Annotated in this window: 13 protein-coding genes and 1 pseudogene; 12 read left to right on the forward strand and 2 right to left on the reverse strand. The window is 56.5% G+C overall.

All coding sequences use genetic code 11. The features are described from left to right. Positions 1-79 precede the first annotated feature (79 nt). The 12 genes and pseudogenes from exbB to AB2L51_RS07770 all read left to right on the forward strand — a co-directional run. Positions 80-607: pseudogene (gene exbB, locus AB2L51_RS07715) on the forward strand (tonB-system energizer ExbB); the annotation flags it as partial. A gap of 5 nt (positions 608-612) precedes the next feature. Then, entirely contained in the window at positions 613-1,101 is a 489-nt protein-coding gene (exbD, locus tag AB2L51_RS07720; RefSeq protein ID WP_395582393.1) for a TonB system transport protein ExbD, read from the forward strand. Then, positions 1,098-1,970, forward strand: coding sequence for an energy transducer TonB (locus tag AB2L51_RS07725; protein ID WP_395582392.1), 873 nt, complete (start codon positions 1,098-1,100; stop codon positions 1,968-1,970). The genes exbD and AB2L51_RS07725 overlap by 4 nt, the downstream gene beginning before the upstream one ends. A gap of 349 nt (positions 1,971-2,319) precedes the next feature. Next, on the forward strand, positions 2,320-3,186 hold the full coding sequence (locus AB2L51_RS07730) for an urease accessory protein UreD (RefSeq protein WP_395582391.1): 867 nt from the start codon (positions 2,320-2,322) through the stop codon (positions 3,184-3,186). Positions 3,187-3,221: 35 nt separating this feature from the next. Continuing rightward, positions 3,222-3,524: an urease subunit gamma gene (locus AB2L51_RS07735; RefSeq protein WP_166116530.1), complete on the forward strand. Its 303-nt coding sequence runs from the start codon at positions 3,222-3,224 to the stop codon at positions 3,522-3,524. Continuing rightward, a complete protein-coding gene (locus tag AB2L51_RS07740) occupies positions 3,508-3,852 on the forward strand; it encodes an urease subunit beta (RefSeq protein ID WP_166116528.1) in 345 nt (114 codons plus the stop codon). The genes AB2L51_RS07735 and AB2L51_RS07740 overlap by 17 nt, the downstream gene beginning before the upstream one ends. Further along, a complete protein-coding gene (gene ureC, locus AB2L51_RS07745; protein WP_395582390.1) occupies positions 3,849-5,555 on the forward strand; it encodes an urease subunit alpha in 1,707 nt (568 codons plus the stop codon). Before AB2L51_RS07740 ends, ureC begins: the two co-directional genes overlap by 4 nt. Then, positions 5,555-6,046: an urease accessory protein UreE gene (locus tag AB2L51_RS07750; protein ID WP_395582389.1), complete on the forward strand. Its 492-nt coding sequence runs from the start codon at positions 5,555-5,557 to the stop codon at positions 6,044-6,046. The genes ureC and AB2L51_RS07750 overlap by 1 nt, the downstream gene beginning before the upstream one ends. After that, positions 6,018-6,725, forward strand: a complete 708-nt coding sequence (locus tag AB2L51_RS07755; RefSeq protein ID WP_395582398.1) for an urease accessory protein UreF — start codon at positions 6,018-6,020, stop codon at positions 6,723-6,725. The genes AB2L51_RS07750 and AB2L51_RS07755 overlap by 29 nt, the downstream gene beginning before the upstream one ends. After that, positions 6,722-7,336, forward strand: coding sequence for an urease accessory protein UreG (ureG, locus tag AB2L51_RS07760; protein ID WP_395582388.1), 615 nt, complete (start codon positions 6,722-6,724; stop codon positions 7,334-7,336). The genes AB2L51_RS07755 and ureG overlap by 4 nt, the downstream gene beginning before the upstream one ends. Before the next feature lie 167 nt (positions 7,337-7,503). Next, positions 7,504-8,679: a porin gene (locus tag AB2L51_RS07765; RefSeq protein ID WP_395582397.1), complete on the forward strand. Its 1,176-nt coding sequence runs from the start codon at positions 7,504-7,506 to the stop codon at positions 8,677-8,679. A gap of 65 nt (positions 8,680-8,744) precedes the next feature. After that, positions 8,745-9,188 (forward strand): hypothetical protein, encoded by a 444-nt coding sequence (locus AB2L51_RS07770; protein WP_395582387.1) that lies wholly within the window; start codon positions 8,745-8,747, stop codon positions 9,186-9,188. A 3-nt stretch (positions 9,189-9,191) separates the two neighbouring features. Here AB2L51_RS07770 and AB2L51_RS07775 read toward each other — a convergent pair whose 3' ends face one another. Beyond that, a complete protein-coding gene (locus AB2L51_RS07775; protein ID WP_395582386.1) occupies positions 9,192-10,070 on the reverse strand; it encodes a response regulator in 879 nt (292 codons plus the stop codon). Further along, positions 10,067-13,393 (reverse strand): hybrid sensor histidine kinase/response regulator, encoded by a 3,327-nt coding sequence (locus AB2L51_RS07780; protein WP_395582385.1) that lies wholly within the window; start codon positions 13,391-13,393, stop codon positions 10,067-10,069. The genes AB2L51_RS07775 and AB2L51_RS07780 overlap by 4 nt, the downstream gene beginning before the upstream one ends. Positions 13,394-13,395: the final 2 nt, after the last annotated feature.

Here is a 13,395-nt window from a genome sequence, read left to right on the forward strand (position 1 = left end):
GACTGTGCCTGAAATAGCATCTGGCTGGGTCAATTCCTGATGAAAAACCCGGGTCAGTTCTCAGTGAAAATCAACAGTTACCCGTCAGAACGGCATCGCCCATACGCTGGTCATGGCCGCCGAGACCGAACGCAAACGCTCTGCCGATATTCCCGACGATAGCGAGGGGCTGAAGGAGCGGATCGTCCTGCACCTTGAACGGCTTGAAGCCGCTGAGGGTCGTAGGCTTATGCGCGGCACAGGCGTGCTGGCGACTGTTGGGGCAACGTCCCCCTTCATCGGCCTGTTTGGTACGGTCTGGGGCATCATGACGTCCTTTACCGGTATCGCGGCCAGCAAGGCGACCAGTCTTGCCGTGGTGGCCCCCGGTATCGCCGAGGCGCTTCTGGCCACGGCGCTGGGTCTGGTGGCCGCCATCCCGGCGGTGGTGATCTACAACCACCTTGCCCGCCAGACGGCCTCCTGCCGTGCGCAGGTGGCGGACCTCACCGCGCTGGTCATGCGTCTTGTTTCGCGTGATCTGGGCCGCATGCAGGCGCTGACCGCCAGCGGACAGGTAGTGCGGTTTGGTGCCTCCCGTGACAGCCGTTCGGTGGCGGGGGAGTAAGCGGCATGATCCGCATCCGTCATACCGATGAGAACCCGCATGAGGCGAGCGAAATCAACGTCACGCCGTTCATCGACGTGATGCTGGTCCTGCTTGTGATCTTCATGGTCACGGCCCCGCTGACGACGGTGAACGTGCCGGTGGACCTGCCATCCTCGACCGAGAAGCCGACGCCGCGCCCCGATGATCCCGTGTTCCTGACAGTGAAGGCCGATCATGGCCTGGCGCTGGGTGAGGATGATATCAGCACCGACGCTCTTCCCGGAGCGCTGGAAAATGCGACCAAGGGCAACAAGGACGAACGCATTTTCCTCCGCGCCGACAAGACGGTCGATTACGGCACGCTGATGGGGGTGATGGATAGGCTGCGTACCGCCGGATACCTCAAGGTCGCGCTGGTCAATCTGCAGGGGCAGGAAGAAGGCAGTGAAGCAGGTTCAACGCCCGTGCCGCCCGGTAATGCAGTTCCTGCCACATCTGGAACAACGCCGTGAGCAGTACCACAGACATGGTGCAGGGGCAGGGTGAAGCTGTTGAAAGTCCCCCCTTGTCCTTTGCCGACTGGCAACGGGGGCAGTTGCGGCAGTCCATGCGTGAGGACACGATAAGGTGGGGCCTGTCGTTCCTCGCCGTGCTCGCCGTCAGTGGTGGGGCGGTCTGGTGGATCATGCGGCTGCCCCCGCCGGTCATGGCCGTGCCGGAACCGCCGCCTGCCGCCATTGCCATCGACATGGCCCCGGAACCGGTCTCCACACCGACCCCGCCCACCGATCTGCCGCCGGGACCGCAGCAGACCCAGTCCATCCCGGATCCGGCTCCGGTCGAACCACCAAAGATCACGGCGCCACCTTCGCCCGCGCCCAATCCGCCAATCCCGGTGCCCAAGCCCGAAAAGCCAAAGAAACTGGTCAAGAAACAAAAGCCGGTGCCGATGCTCAAAAAGCCGATCCCGGACAAGACGCCACCGGCCGAGGCGACAACAGCACCGCCTTCTTCGGAAGCGCCTCCGGCTCCCGCACAGGCCGCTCCGGCTCCCGGTGCGTCGTCCTCAAAAGCCTCGCACGACCCGGCCACCTGGCAGGGGGCTTTGCTGGCGCAGCTTGAGAAGTTCAAGCGCTATCCGTCCGACGCCATGGCCGATCATCAGGAAGGCGTGCCGACTGTGACGTTCTCCATGGACCGCAAGGGCCATGTGCTCTCGGTGACCCTTGCCAGCTCTTCCGGTCATGCTCTGCTCGATCAGGAAGCCATTGCTCTGCCTAAACGCGCTCAGCCTTTGCCCATCCCGCCGGACAGTGTCGCGGGGGATCCCGTCACCCTGACCGTGCCCGTCGAGTTCTATCTGTCGAAGGACCAGAACTGAAAGACCCCCTCTTTTCACTGATCATAACAGGATCGCGCCCATGATCTGGGCGTCAGTAAAACGACCACTCTTCATCAGAATCTTCTCATTCCATACGCTGAGAAAATTCTCACTCAAAAGCCACTCTTTTTATGGAGGGGTTACCCCGCCACAAGACCGGGGGGAATCATACAGTGCTCTCCCAGTCTGTTCAAAAGGGTAGGATGTTCTGCAAAATCAGAGAAACCCGGTCGCTGCATAGCGTCATTCTTTCGATCAGAGCCCAGGGGATTTGAGAATCACCTGGGTTCTTCGATCCTGTCTCCCGTTGTTCCTATGTAATATTACGCAATGACCAACCATCGGAGAGGTGCTAGAGCGGGGCCATGTCCAGTATGGGAAAGTCGGGTTTGTGGTAGGGTCGCTCCAGCGTGCACAGGGACGGTTTGGGCTGGAGGTCAGGCAACATGGGCTGATGAGCCGCATGGCCGACCTTGAGCAAAGAGGCTGCTGCCGCTTGCTCTTTCCCCGTATGGCGGGAGCGGGGGTAGAGGCTGTTACGGTCAATATTTCCGGCGGCATTGCGGCGGGGGATAGTATTGAAGGCTGGCTGATATGCCGAGAAGGCACGGACCTCCTGCTCACGTCTCAGGCCGCGGAAAGAGTGTATCGCGCCCGCCCGGATGATGCGCCTGCGCAGATGACCGTGATCTGCCAGATTGAACCTGAAGCGCGTCTGGAGTGGTTGCCACACAGCACTATTTTTTTTGATGGCAGCAGGTTTTGCCGCCATATGCGGGTAGATATGGCGGGCTCTGCGGAGTTTCTTTTTCTGGAGAGCCGTATTTTCGGTCGTAAAGGGTCAGGCGAAGTGCTGTCGGACCTGACTCTGGTTGACCGTCTTTCCATCAAACGGGATGGCAGGCTTGTGCTTGAGGACGCGTTACGTCTTGAGAGTCATAATGTTACAGCCATGCTGGAGCAGGCGGCTGTAAGTGGCGGGCAGGGCAGTGTTGCTACGTTGGTGCTGGTCAGTCCCCATGCCATGGGCCTGCTGGATCAGGTGAGAGCACATTTGCAGGCTCCGGAATATACGGGTTTTGCCGTTTCAGCATGGAATGGCATGCTGGTGGTGCGCGGACTGGCCGACAGAAGCTGGCTTTTGGAAAAAGCGTTACGCCAGCTTCTTGTAATGCTACGCTCTGGCCGCCCCGCGCCGTCTACATGGCGTTCATGACGACAGCTTAACAGAAGCGAGGGACTAGCCAGAACATGCATTTAACCCCAAGGGAAAAAGACAAGCTGCTTATTTCCATGGCAGCTATGGTGGCGCGGCGCAGGCTGGAGCGGGGGGTCAAGCTGAATTACCCTGAGGCCATAGCCCTGATTACGGATCATGTGGTTGAAGGCGCACGTGATGGCGTGGATGTGGCAACGCTGATGGCCAGTGGCGGGCATGTTCTCACCCGTGATCAGGTCATGCAGGGCGTGGCGGAAATGATTCATGATGTGCAGGTTGAAGCAACCTTTCCTGATGGTACAAAGCTGGTGACGGTTCATGACCCGATACGCTGATCCTTTGCCCCAGAATGCGATACCGGGTGAAATACTGGTGGATGAGGGGGATATTCTGCTGAACGAGGGCCAGCCCCGGAAGAGTGTTCTGGTGACAAATACAGGTGACCGTCCTGTGCAGGTAGGCAGCCATTACCATTTTTACGAAGTCAATCCGGCACTACATTTTGACCGTGAAAGCGCACGGGGATGGCGGCTGGATGTCCCTTCTGGTGGAGCCGTGCGTTTTGAGCCGGGGCAGGAGCGTGAGGTCACTTTGGTGCCGCTTCGTGGTCAGCGTGTTGTGATTGGTTTCAGAGGTGATGTTATGGGGAGTCTGGACGCATGACCCGTCTGACCCGGCATGAATATGCAGCACAGTTTGGTCCAACCACGGGTGATCGCGTCCGTCTGGCCGATACCGCTTTGTTGGTGGAGGTCGAAAAAGACCTGACAGTTTATGGTGAAGAAGTACGTTTTGGTGGTGGTAAAACCATCCGGGACGGCATGGCGCAGTCTCAGGTCACACGGGCCGGGGGAGCGGCGGATACCGTTATTACCAATGCGCTGATTATAGACCATTGGGGCATTATAAAAGCAGATGTTGCACTGCGCGATGGACGGATTGCGGGTATTGGCAAGGCTGGGAACCCGGATATTCAGCCCGGTGTGAATATCATCATCGGGCCGGGTACGGAAATTATTGCCGGTGAGGGGAAAATTCTGACTGCTGGCGGTATAGATAGCCATATCCACTACATTTGCCCGCAGCAGATTGAGGAGGCCCTTGCTTCTGGTGTAACGACCATGCTCGGTGGCGGCACTGGGCCAGCAACGGGTACGGCGGCGACAACCTGCACGCCGGGGCCGTGGCATATGGCACGTATGTTGCAGGCGGCGGAGGCTTTTCCGGTTAATCTGGCATTCGCGGGCAAGGGGAATGCGTCCCGCCCGGACGGTCTGGAAGAAATGGTGCGGGCCGGGGCATGCTGCCTGAAGCTGCATGAAGACTGGGGCTCCACCCCCGCTGCCATTGATTGCTGCCTGAGTGTGGCAGACCGTATGGATGTGCAGGTGATGATCCATACGGATACGCTGAATGAAAGCGGCTTTGTTGAGGATACGATAGCGGCGTTTCAGGGCCGGACAATCCATGCCTTCCATACGGAGGGAGCTGGAGGAGGGCATGCACCGGACATTATTCGGGTTGCCGGTCTGCCCAATGTGTTGCCGTCTTCTACCAATCCAACGCGGCCCTACACCCGCAATACGCTGGATGAGCATCTGGATATGCTCATGGTCTGTCACCATCTGGACCCACATGTGCCAGAGGATATTGCTTTTGCTGAAAGCCGTATCCGGCGGGAAACCATTGCCGCAGAAGACATTTTTCATGACATGGGCGTGCTGTCCATGATGTCTTCAGACAGTCAGGCCATGGGGCGTGTGGGAGAGGTGCCATTACGGACATGGCAGACCGCGCATAAAATGAAATGCCAGCGCGGTGCGCTTCCCGGAGATGGCCGGGCAGATAATAACCGCGTCAAACGCTACATTGCCAAATATACCATTAACCCCGCCATTGCTCACGGGCTGTCGCATGAAGTCGGGTCGATCGAGGTTGGCAAACTGGCGGATCTTGTTGTGTGGAACCCGGCTTTTTTTGGTGTAAAGCCGGATATGGTCGTCAAGGGTGGGGCTATTGTTTACGCCATGATGGGGGACCCCAATGCCTCTATCCCGACCCCACAACCCGTGCATGGCCGTATGATGTTTGGTGGGTATGGTGGAGCACTGACCCATACCAGCCTGACCTTTGTCTCTAAAGCGGCGCTGGAAGACGATATCGGCCGCAAACTTGGTTTGCGTAAAAGGCTTTCTGCTGTTTCAGATACGCGAGGTGGTATTGGCAAACGGAGCATGATCCATAACAGCGCCATGCCGCATATCGAGGTTGATGCGGAAACATATGAAGTGCGTGCCGATGGTGTCCTGCTGACCTGCGAGCCAGCCGATATTCTCCCGATGGCACAAAGGTATTTTTTATTCTGATGAAGCGCGTCGTAAAAATTCTGCCGGTAGGCAGCTGGTCTGCCGAACAGGCTTCCGATGTATTTTGTGCGGATTATGAAGGGCGGCACCGGCGGCGTAGGGTATTGCCCACGCAGTCTGGCGAAAAAATACTGCTTGAGCTTGAACAGGCGCATCTGTTGCAGGCCGGAGAGGGACTGCTCCTTGAGGATGACCGTATTGTCAAAGTAGAGGCTTTGCCGGAAGAACTGATGGAGATACGGGCGCAAACTCCCTTGCACCTGTTGCAACTGGCATGGCATCTGGGCAACCGGCATCTGCCTGCGGCCATCGAAGCTGAGCGTATTCTGATACGCTATGACCATGTTATTGCGGATATGGTGAAGGGGCTTGGAGGGCACGTGCATCGGGTGCAGGCAGCCTTTGACCCGGAAAGTGGGGCCTATGCGGCCCGTGACCATGGGCATACAGGGCACCATCCTCATGGTGACCACAGCCATTCCCATGACTGACGCAGCCGGGAGTGGGGGTGGGCTGGCTTTTCTCAGGCTGCTGTCCTGGGTTTCTCCAGCCTTTCCAACCGGAGGATATGCGTACAGCCACGGGTTGGAATGGGCGGTAGAGCAGGGCAGCGTGCAGAATGTGCTCTCCCTTACGGCGTGGGTTGGCGCGCTGCTGCAATATGGAAGTCTGAGAAACGACCTTATCCTGCTCAATGCTGCATGGCAGGCGGGGCATGATATGGTCCGGTTGGCTGAAATTGCAGATTTTGCCTGTGCCTGTGCGTCGTCCCGCGAGCGGTATGAAGAAACAGTTTATCAGGGTGAGGCTTTTTTAAAAGCGGCGGCTGTCTGGCAGGCCATACCTGATAAAGCAGAGTGTGAGGGCACGCGCTGGCCTCTCCCTGTTGCGCAGGGTATGGTTTTTCGCAAAGGTGGAGTTGCGCGGCCTCAGGCTTTGCTGGCGGGCGGGTATGCGGCCGTAGCGGCGCTGGTTTCTGCCGCGGTAAGGCTTGTGCCGCTTGGGCAGACGGATGGCTTGCGTGCGCTGGCGGGGTTTGAGCCTGCGTTGATTGCGGCGGTTGAAAAAGCACAGGAACAGACACTGGACGATGTCGGGGGGGCGTGTTTCGCATCCGATCTGGCTGCCATGCATCATGAAACACAGGAAACGAGGTTATTCAGGACATGACAGAAATAAAACACGGTCCGTTGCGTGTTGGTATTGGTGGCCCTGTTGGTACTGGCAAAACGGCTCTGATGGATGCGCTGTGTCGTCGGTTCAGAGAGCAGTATAATATTGCCGCCATCACCAATGATATTTACACGCGTGAGGATGCTGAATTCCTGACCCGCGCAGGCTCTTTGTCCCCGGAGCGTATCATGGGCATTGAAACCGGAGGTTGTCCGCATACCGCCATTCGGGAAGACGCCAGCATTAATCTTGCAGGGATTGCTGAACTGGCCGAGCGGTTTGAAGGGCTTGATCTGGTTCTGGTTGAAAGTGGCGGTGATAATCTGGCCGCAACCTTCAGTCCTGAACTGGCAGACCTGACCATTTATGTCATTGATGTGTCGGCAGGGGATAAAATTCCGCGCAAAGGGGGCCCCGGTATTACCCGGAGCGATTTGCTGGTCATTAACAAGATAGACCTCGCGCCATATGTCGGGGCCGATCTGGGCGTTATGGAGCGGGACAGCAGGCGTATGCGGGGGCAGAGACCGTTCATATTCGCCAATATTCGCGCCAGTGAAGGGGTGGAGGACATTGCCGCATTTATTGTGGAGCAGGGTGGCCTGTGAAAACTGTGTCTTATTGGTCTGTTGAAGAAAAAAATTACGAATAAACCCTATAGTAAGTAATTCTACGCATCCCATCCTTCCGGTTCGATTTCGTAATATTCCCCTTGTCGCCAGAAGGTGACCGCAGCCACAAGGGGGTAGCCATGATTGCGCTTGTGTCCCGGTTTATGAAAGACCGGAAAAAAGAACTGTTTTACTATGGCAGCATTGTATCGGTTGGTGTGGTGCTGGGGGGCATAGTCTCTTCACAAGCGCACGCGGTTGCAACAGTTAACCTGGGGAAAGATCAGTTTTTTACCCTTGGTGTCGGTGTGCGGGCGCAATACTTAAGCCATGATTCCACCGTGGCCGGTAATAAAGGCGCTGCCAGTGCAGATGATTTTCGTATTTATATGGGCGCGCAGTTCCATAAATACGTCAAGGCGACCTTGAACCTTGAACGGCTGCGTGATGGGAACTGGAACGTTCTTGACGGTATTTTGCAGGTAGAACGCTGGAAAGCCTTTAATATCTGGGGTGGGCGGATGCTGACTCCCAGTGATCGATCAAACCTTGATGGTCCGTATTTTCTCAGCACCTATGCGTTCCCGCTTGTTGCGCAGTATCCGGGTGCCTGGTCTGGCCGAGATGATGGCATGGCGGTCTGGGGACGGTTGCTTAAAGATCGTTTCCGTTATGTCACAGGGATTTACCGTGGCCATAACTGGGTACCGGGGGGCTCCAACTATGGCGAGCATCCGCTTTTTGCCGGGCGTGTGGAATATAACTTTCTGGATCCTGAACCCTCTCCAGCATATTACACAGCCAGTACGTATTACGGCAAAGCCGATATTCTGGCCATTGGTCTTGCCGGGCAGTATGAGGCCGATGGTGTAGGCAGCGCCGAGGTCAAGGGGAGCTACAAGGCGTGGAACGTCGATGGCCTGTTTGAGAAAAAAATAGGGAAAAATGCAAAATATGGTGTCTATACCTTGGAAGGTGCATACTATCAGTACTATACGGATGGTGTGAAAGATATTTCCGCCGGGTATAAACAGCGCTCGCCAGCCTATGGGAATGTGGGCGGTATTAATGCAGGAACGGCCTTTTTGGCCAGTACAGCGTATCTTATCCCCTATAAACTTGGCTGGGGTCGTGTGCAGCCTCTGGTACGGTATCAGGAGTTCCGATTCAAAGAAGGTATGTATGGCCCCGGTCACCCCAAGACGACGCAGTTTGATGCGGGTGCAAACTATGTGATGGATGCCCATAATTTACGGTTTACGTTTGATTATGTGCGGTACAAATCTGCGAACACACCGGCGCAGGGGGCTTTCCTGCTTGGCATGCAGTTCCAGTACTAAGCATGATTGGTTTGTTATACCCATTTATCAGGCGGGTTGGAGCTAGAACCACGCAGGGGGTCGCAATGACGGGTTTAAAAAAGATAACTGTTTTTACATTTCTGGCACTTTCCTGCATTGTCGGGCACAAAGATCTGCATGCAGCAGAACCTGCATTTGACAAGCTTGATTGCCGCCATCTGTTTGCGGAGGATGTGCTGCTGTCCGATGAGATGGGGGCGTTGAACAGGCAGGAACAGAACAGCATAGCTCAGGGTACAGCACCCGCAGAAAACCAGTTTTTCATCAGGCTGGATCCGGTGCCGGGGTTTGGGGTCATGAAAGGTGTCACCCTTTCTCCTACCGGGCAGCCCATCAAGGAAGATGGCAGGGAGCATGATATTGATCATATCAGGCAGGAACTGGCCACTGTGCGTCATTACGAGGCAGACAAGGCCTGCCTGAAGGCCGGTATCGTTGATAATGACCATGACCGCCTGTCGGATGATGCGTCCAGGCCCAGTCCGTAAAATTCAGGGCTCCTGCAATAATCGGGATGCGGTGGCCGCTGCCGCCGCTCGCGAGCTCAGGCCTGTTTTGTTGTAAATCTGCTCTATATGTTTATCAATCGTGCGGTGGCTGACCTGTAGAATGTCAGCAATATCCCGACTGGTTTTACCGCGTGAAATCCAGAGTAAAACCTCAGCCTCACGGGCGCTGAGGTTTAACTTTGTACGCAATATGTTTTCAGGAAAAACGGTCTGCTTGGCAATGCGCAGCAGCAGTTCATCTGGTCCTGTGGCGCCGACCAGCGTGAGTGCCACGCGGCTTTCCTTACATTCCTGTTGCAGAATAATGGTGCCGGGTGCGGGAAGCGGAGTAGGCAGTGCTTTAAGGGCATGCGGCATTGTGGCCAGTATCAGGCTGGCCTGAGGGGTCGCCCAGAGCACATCGCCAGAGCGTGTGATTGCAAACAGGTAGCGTCCGGCCTGATCAAGCGCACAATGGGCTGAATGGATGCGATCGGCGGCTTCAAGCCTTACACCAATACGCGCCATAACTTCTTCCAGCCTGAGTGGCTTGGTAACGTAATCCGCGGCACCTGCTTCAAAAGCACGGAGCACGTGCTCGGTTTCAGTAAGACCTGTCATGAATATGATCGGGACACCTGTTACACGGCTGTCGTGGCGCAGGGCCTCGCAGACATCCCACCCGGTCATGCCGGGCATAAGGGCATCGACCAGAATCAGATCTGGCACAGCGTGGCTGATGACTTCAAGTGCACCGACACCGGATTGTGCCAGCAAAACATTGTAGCCCTGATCTCCCAGTTTTTCATCCATTAGCCCCAGAACGGCCGGGTCGTCATCTATGACGAGAATGGTTTTGCGGTTTATGACGGGTGTGGTCATGATGTGGATATTTCCAGATGATGGCGTAAGGCTTCAAGCTGGTAGGAGGAGACAAGCTCAAACAGAGGGGCCAGAGCCGCTTCAAGGGCTGGCTGCTTTGCCTGCAATGTTGTGAGCTGTTCTCGGAAAAGCCTGAGGTTACCACTGTTCAGTGATGTCAGCAGTACGGCCTTTTGGGGGGCCGATAAGGTTTGGGTTGCATCGGGGGACAAAGGTTCGGATGAGGTGAGGGGGATCGGTGCTGACTCTGCCTGTGGCAGGTGCCATTTCAGGTTCAGCATCTGGCCTATTTCGGTAATAAGCGCGGACAGGTTGACAGGTTTACCCATGACCGGACAGTCATCAAGCGAGGGGACGTGCCGGTTGGTGCTTTCTACCAGATTGCCTGTCAGGAAAATAATCGGAGTTGCGGAAAATTCCGTTTGGCGAATGCGCAGGGCCAGATCCCGCCCATCCATACCGGGCATGGACAGGTCAAGCAGTAACAGGTCTGGCCGCATCTCTGGGAGGCATGCGAGGCAGTCAGAGCCACTTTCTGCCTCTTCAACGTTAAAGTTACACCGTTCCAGAGTTTCACGCATGATCAGCCGGTGTTCCATGTTGTCATCAACAACCAGAACGGTAAGGCGTGGCCCGTCATAGCCAGTCGGGAACGCTGGCAACTGGGGCGCAAGCGCAATATCACGGTCGGAGAGCATAAGCCGCACACGGAAGCGGGAGCCAACGCCCAGCGTGCTGGTAAAGGTCAGCTCACCGCCCAGAATTTCTGTGAGCAGTTTGGTAATGGTTAATCCAAGACCCGTGCCGGGCATGTCTGCTGTCATGCGGCCCCGTTCAAAGGGTTCAAAAATGCGGGTGTAATCTTCCTCGGCTATACCCGGGCCGGTGTCGGCAATAATAAATTCTGCAATCTGCCCCTGCCACTGGGCGGAAAACGTTACACTCCCGTGGCGCGTAAACTTGATGGCATTGGAAAGCAGGTTCAGCAGGATCTGCCGCAGGCGGTGTTCATCACAACTGATCACAGCGGGCAGAAAGCCTGGCTCCCAGTTGAGGGTCAGCCCTTTTGCCTGCGCTTGCAGGCGCATCATCTGGGCGACAGATTCCAAAAACGCGGGCAGGGCAATGGTGTCTGAGTGCAGTTCGATACGTCCCGCCTCAATGCGTGAGATATCAAGCAGGCCGGATAGGATGCTGGTGATATGCTCACCACTCTCGCGCATGATGCCGAAGGTTTTCTGGCGTTCTGCCGGCATGCGCTTATCGTGTTGCAGGAGCTGAATGTAGCCCATAATGGCATTGAGCGGAGAGCGGATTTCATGGCTGATGCCGCTAATATAACGGGTTTTGGCAAGGCTTGCTGATTCGGCTTTTTCGCGTGCGAGTTTCAGGGCCTCGTCTGTGCGGCGGCGGGCGCGGATTTCGTTCATGAGCAGGCGGGTCTGGTGCAGTGTTTCGCGCGTTGCCGTGCGGCGGCCTTCCTGGGTCATGACCAGCAGCCATGCCCCGATGGCGCAGGCGAGAAAAATGAACAGGAAAACATGACGCCAGGGGCCATCAACCTGCCATGCCAATCCATCTAGCATGAGTGCTGAGCCCGCAAGCATGCTCAGAAACCGCCCAATGGGGGAGAGAAGCCTGCGGCGCAGACGTGCGGGAAGAAGGCGTAACGGGGTCAGCAACTGGACTTTCATGCGCATGGAAACAGGCTTGCAGCGGTCGTGGCAGCGGGCATCAAGCGAGCAGCAGAGTGAGCATATGGTGCCACCATAAGCGGGGCATTGTGCCATATCCTCGGCTTCAAAATGATGTTCGCAAATCACGCACTGCATGGCTGGCTGCACGGCCCAGTCCGCTGGCTGGGTGCGTGCCAGATAAGTCAGCCCTCCCGTAAGCCACGCCAGAACAGGTGCGGTAAGACAGGCCGTGAAGAGTGTCAGGAAGGGTGCGTAAGCCGCGGCCAGCCCGCCTAGAAATCCACAATACGCAAGAATGCCCAGACAGGCGGAAATAGCCCAGGCTCCAAGTCCCACACAGTTGAAATCTGGCAGTAATGCGCGTTTGAATTCGACCGATGGCGGGCGCAGACCAAGAGGTCTGCACAGGATAATATCGCCTAAAATGGCGCCTATCCACGCACAGGCCAGCACACCATATACGATAATGCCGGATTCAATGGTACTGACCAGCCCGGCTTCCATCAGCAAAAAGGAAATGGTGACGTTGAAAATAACGTAAAATACGCGCCCCGGATGGGTATGCGTTAAGCGTGAAAAGAAATTTGACCAGGCAAGGGAGCCTGCATAGGCATTTGTGATGTTCACCTTGATTTGCGCCAGAGCCACCAGAGCCACCGTCAGTAAAACGGCAAGGGGGGCGGACGTAAAAGTACGCCATGCATAATAATACATCAGCCCCGGCTGCTCGGCCTGTGCCGCGGAAAACCCGGACTGAAGCAGGAGCCATGCCAGAAACGAGCCAGCGAGAAGTTTAAAGGCATCCAGAATAACCCAGCCGGGACCGCCCAGTACAAGGGCGATCCACCATTGTTTCCGGTTGTGTGGCGTGGGGCTTGGTAAAAAACGCAAAAAGTCGATCTGCTCAGCGCTTTGGCAGATCAGCACAATAATGAGCGACGCCGCTGATCCTATGGCAATGGGGTTGAGATGGTCGGTGTGGCCCAGCAGGCCGCCAAACTGGGTCCATGCGGCAAGCTGTGGGTATTGTGCACCAATCAGCACTGCAAGAGGGATGAAATTGAGTGCGAACCAGATGGGCTGAGTGGCTATCTGGAAGCGGGCAATAAAAGTAATGCCCCACATGACCAGCGGAATGACCACAACGGCGCAGAGCAGGTAAGCCAGCCAGAGGGGAACGCCCAGAAGGCTGCGTAAGGTGCCTGCCAGTATGGCGGCCTCCAGCCCGAAGAAAATAAAGGTGAAGCTGGCGTACAGCAGCGACGTAATGGTGGAGCCGATATAGCCAAAACCACAGCCGCGTGTCAGCAGATCAATGTCCAGACCGGCGCGGGCGGCCGACACGCAGAGCGGCAGGCTGACGCAGAAAATGACAAGGGTTACAAAAGCAATGGCGGCGGCCGTATTGGCAAAACCGAACGCCAGGGTCAGCGTGCCGCCCATAGCCTCAAGAGCCAGAAAAGAAATGGAACCGAGTGCTGTCAGGGCGGCGCGCATGGGGGTGGCTGTACGCGCGCAGTGGGCGGTAAAGCGCAGGGCGTAATCTTCAAACGTCTGGTTGGCGGCCCATCGGCTATAGGCGCGGCGGGGGCGTACTATACGCAAATGGCGTATGGAATGCGGCACAA

It is taken from the genome of Acetobacter fabarum (genome assembly GCF_040702925.2).
Classification (GTDB): domain Bacteria; phylum Pseudomonadota; class Alphaproteobacteria; order Acetobacterales; family Acetobacteraceae; genus Acetobacter; species Acetobacter fabarum_B.

Coding starts and splice junctions, on each gene's coding strand:
- exbD (WP_395582393.1), top strand. CDS start 613: ATGATCCGCATCCGTCATACCGATGAGAACCCGCATGAGGCGAGCGAA.
- AB2L51_RS07735 (WP_166116530.1), top strand. CDS start 3,222: ATGCATTTAACCCCAAGGGAAAAAGACAAGCTGCTTATTTCCATGGCA.
- AB2L51_RS07740 (WP_166116528.1), top strand. CDS start 3,508: ATGACCCGATACGCTGATCCTTTGCCCCAGAATGCGATACCGGGTGAA.
- ureC (WP_395582390.1), top strand. CDS start 3,849: ATGACCCGTCTGACCCGGCATGAATATGCAGCACAGTTTGGTCCAACC.
- AB2L51_RS07750 (WP_395582389.1), top strand. CDS start 5,555: ATGAAGCGCGTCGTAAAAATTCTGCCGGTAGGCAGCTGGTCTGCCGAA.
- AB2L51_RS07755 (WP_395582398.1), top strand. CDS start 6,018: ATGGTGACCACAGCCATTCCCATGACTGACGCAGCCGGGAGTGGGGGT.
- ureG (WP_395582388.1), top strand. CDS start 6,722: ATGACAGAAATAAAACACGGTCCGTTGCGTGTTGGTATTGGTGGCCCT.
- AB2L51_RS07765 (WP_395582397.1), top strand. CDS start 7,504: ATGAAAGACCGGAAAAAAGAACTGTTTTACTATGGCAGCATTGTATCG.
- AB2L51_RS07770 (WP_395582387.1), top strand. CDS start 8,745: ATGACGGGTTTAAAAAAGATAACTGTTTTTACATTTCTGGCACTTTCC.
- AB2L51_RS07775 (WP_395582386.1), bottom strand. CDS start 10,070: ATGACCACACCCGTCATAAACCGCAAAACCATTCTCGTCATAGATGAC.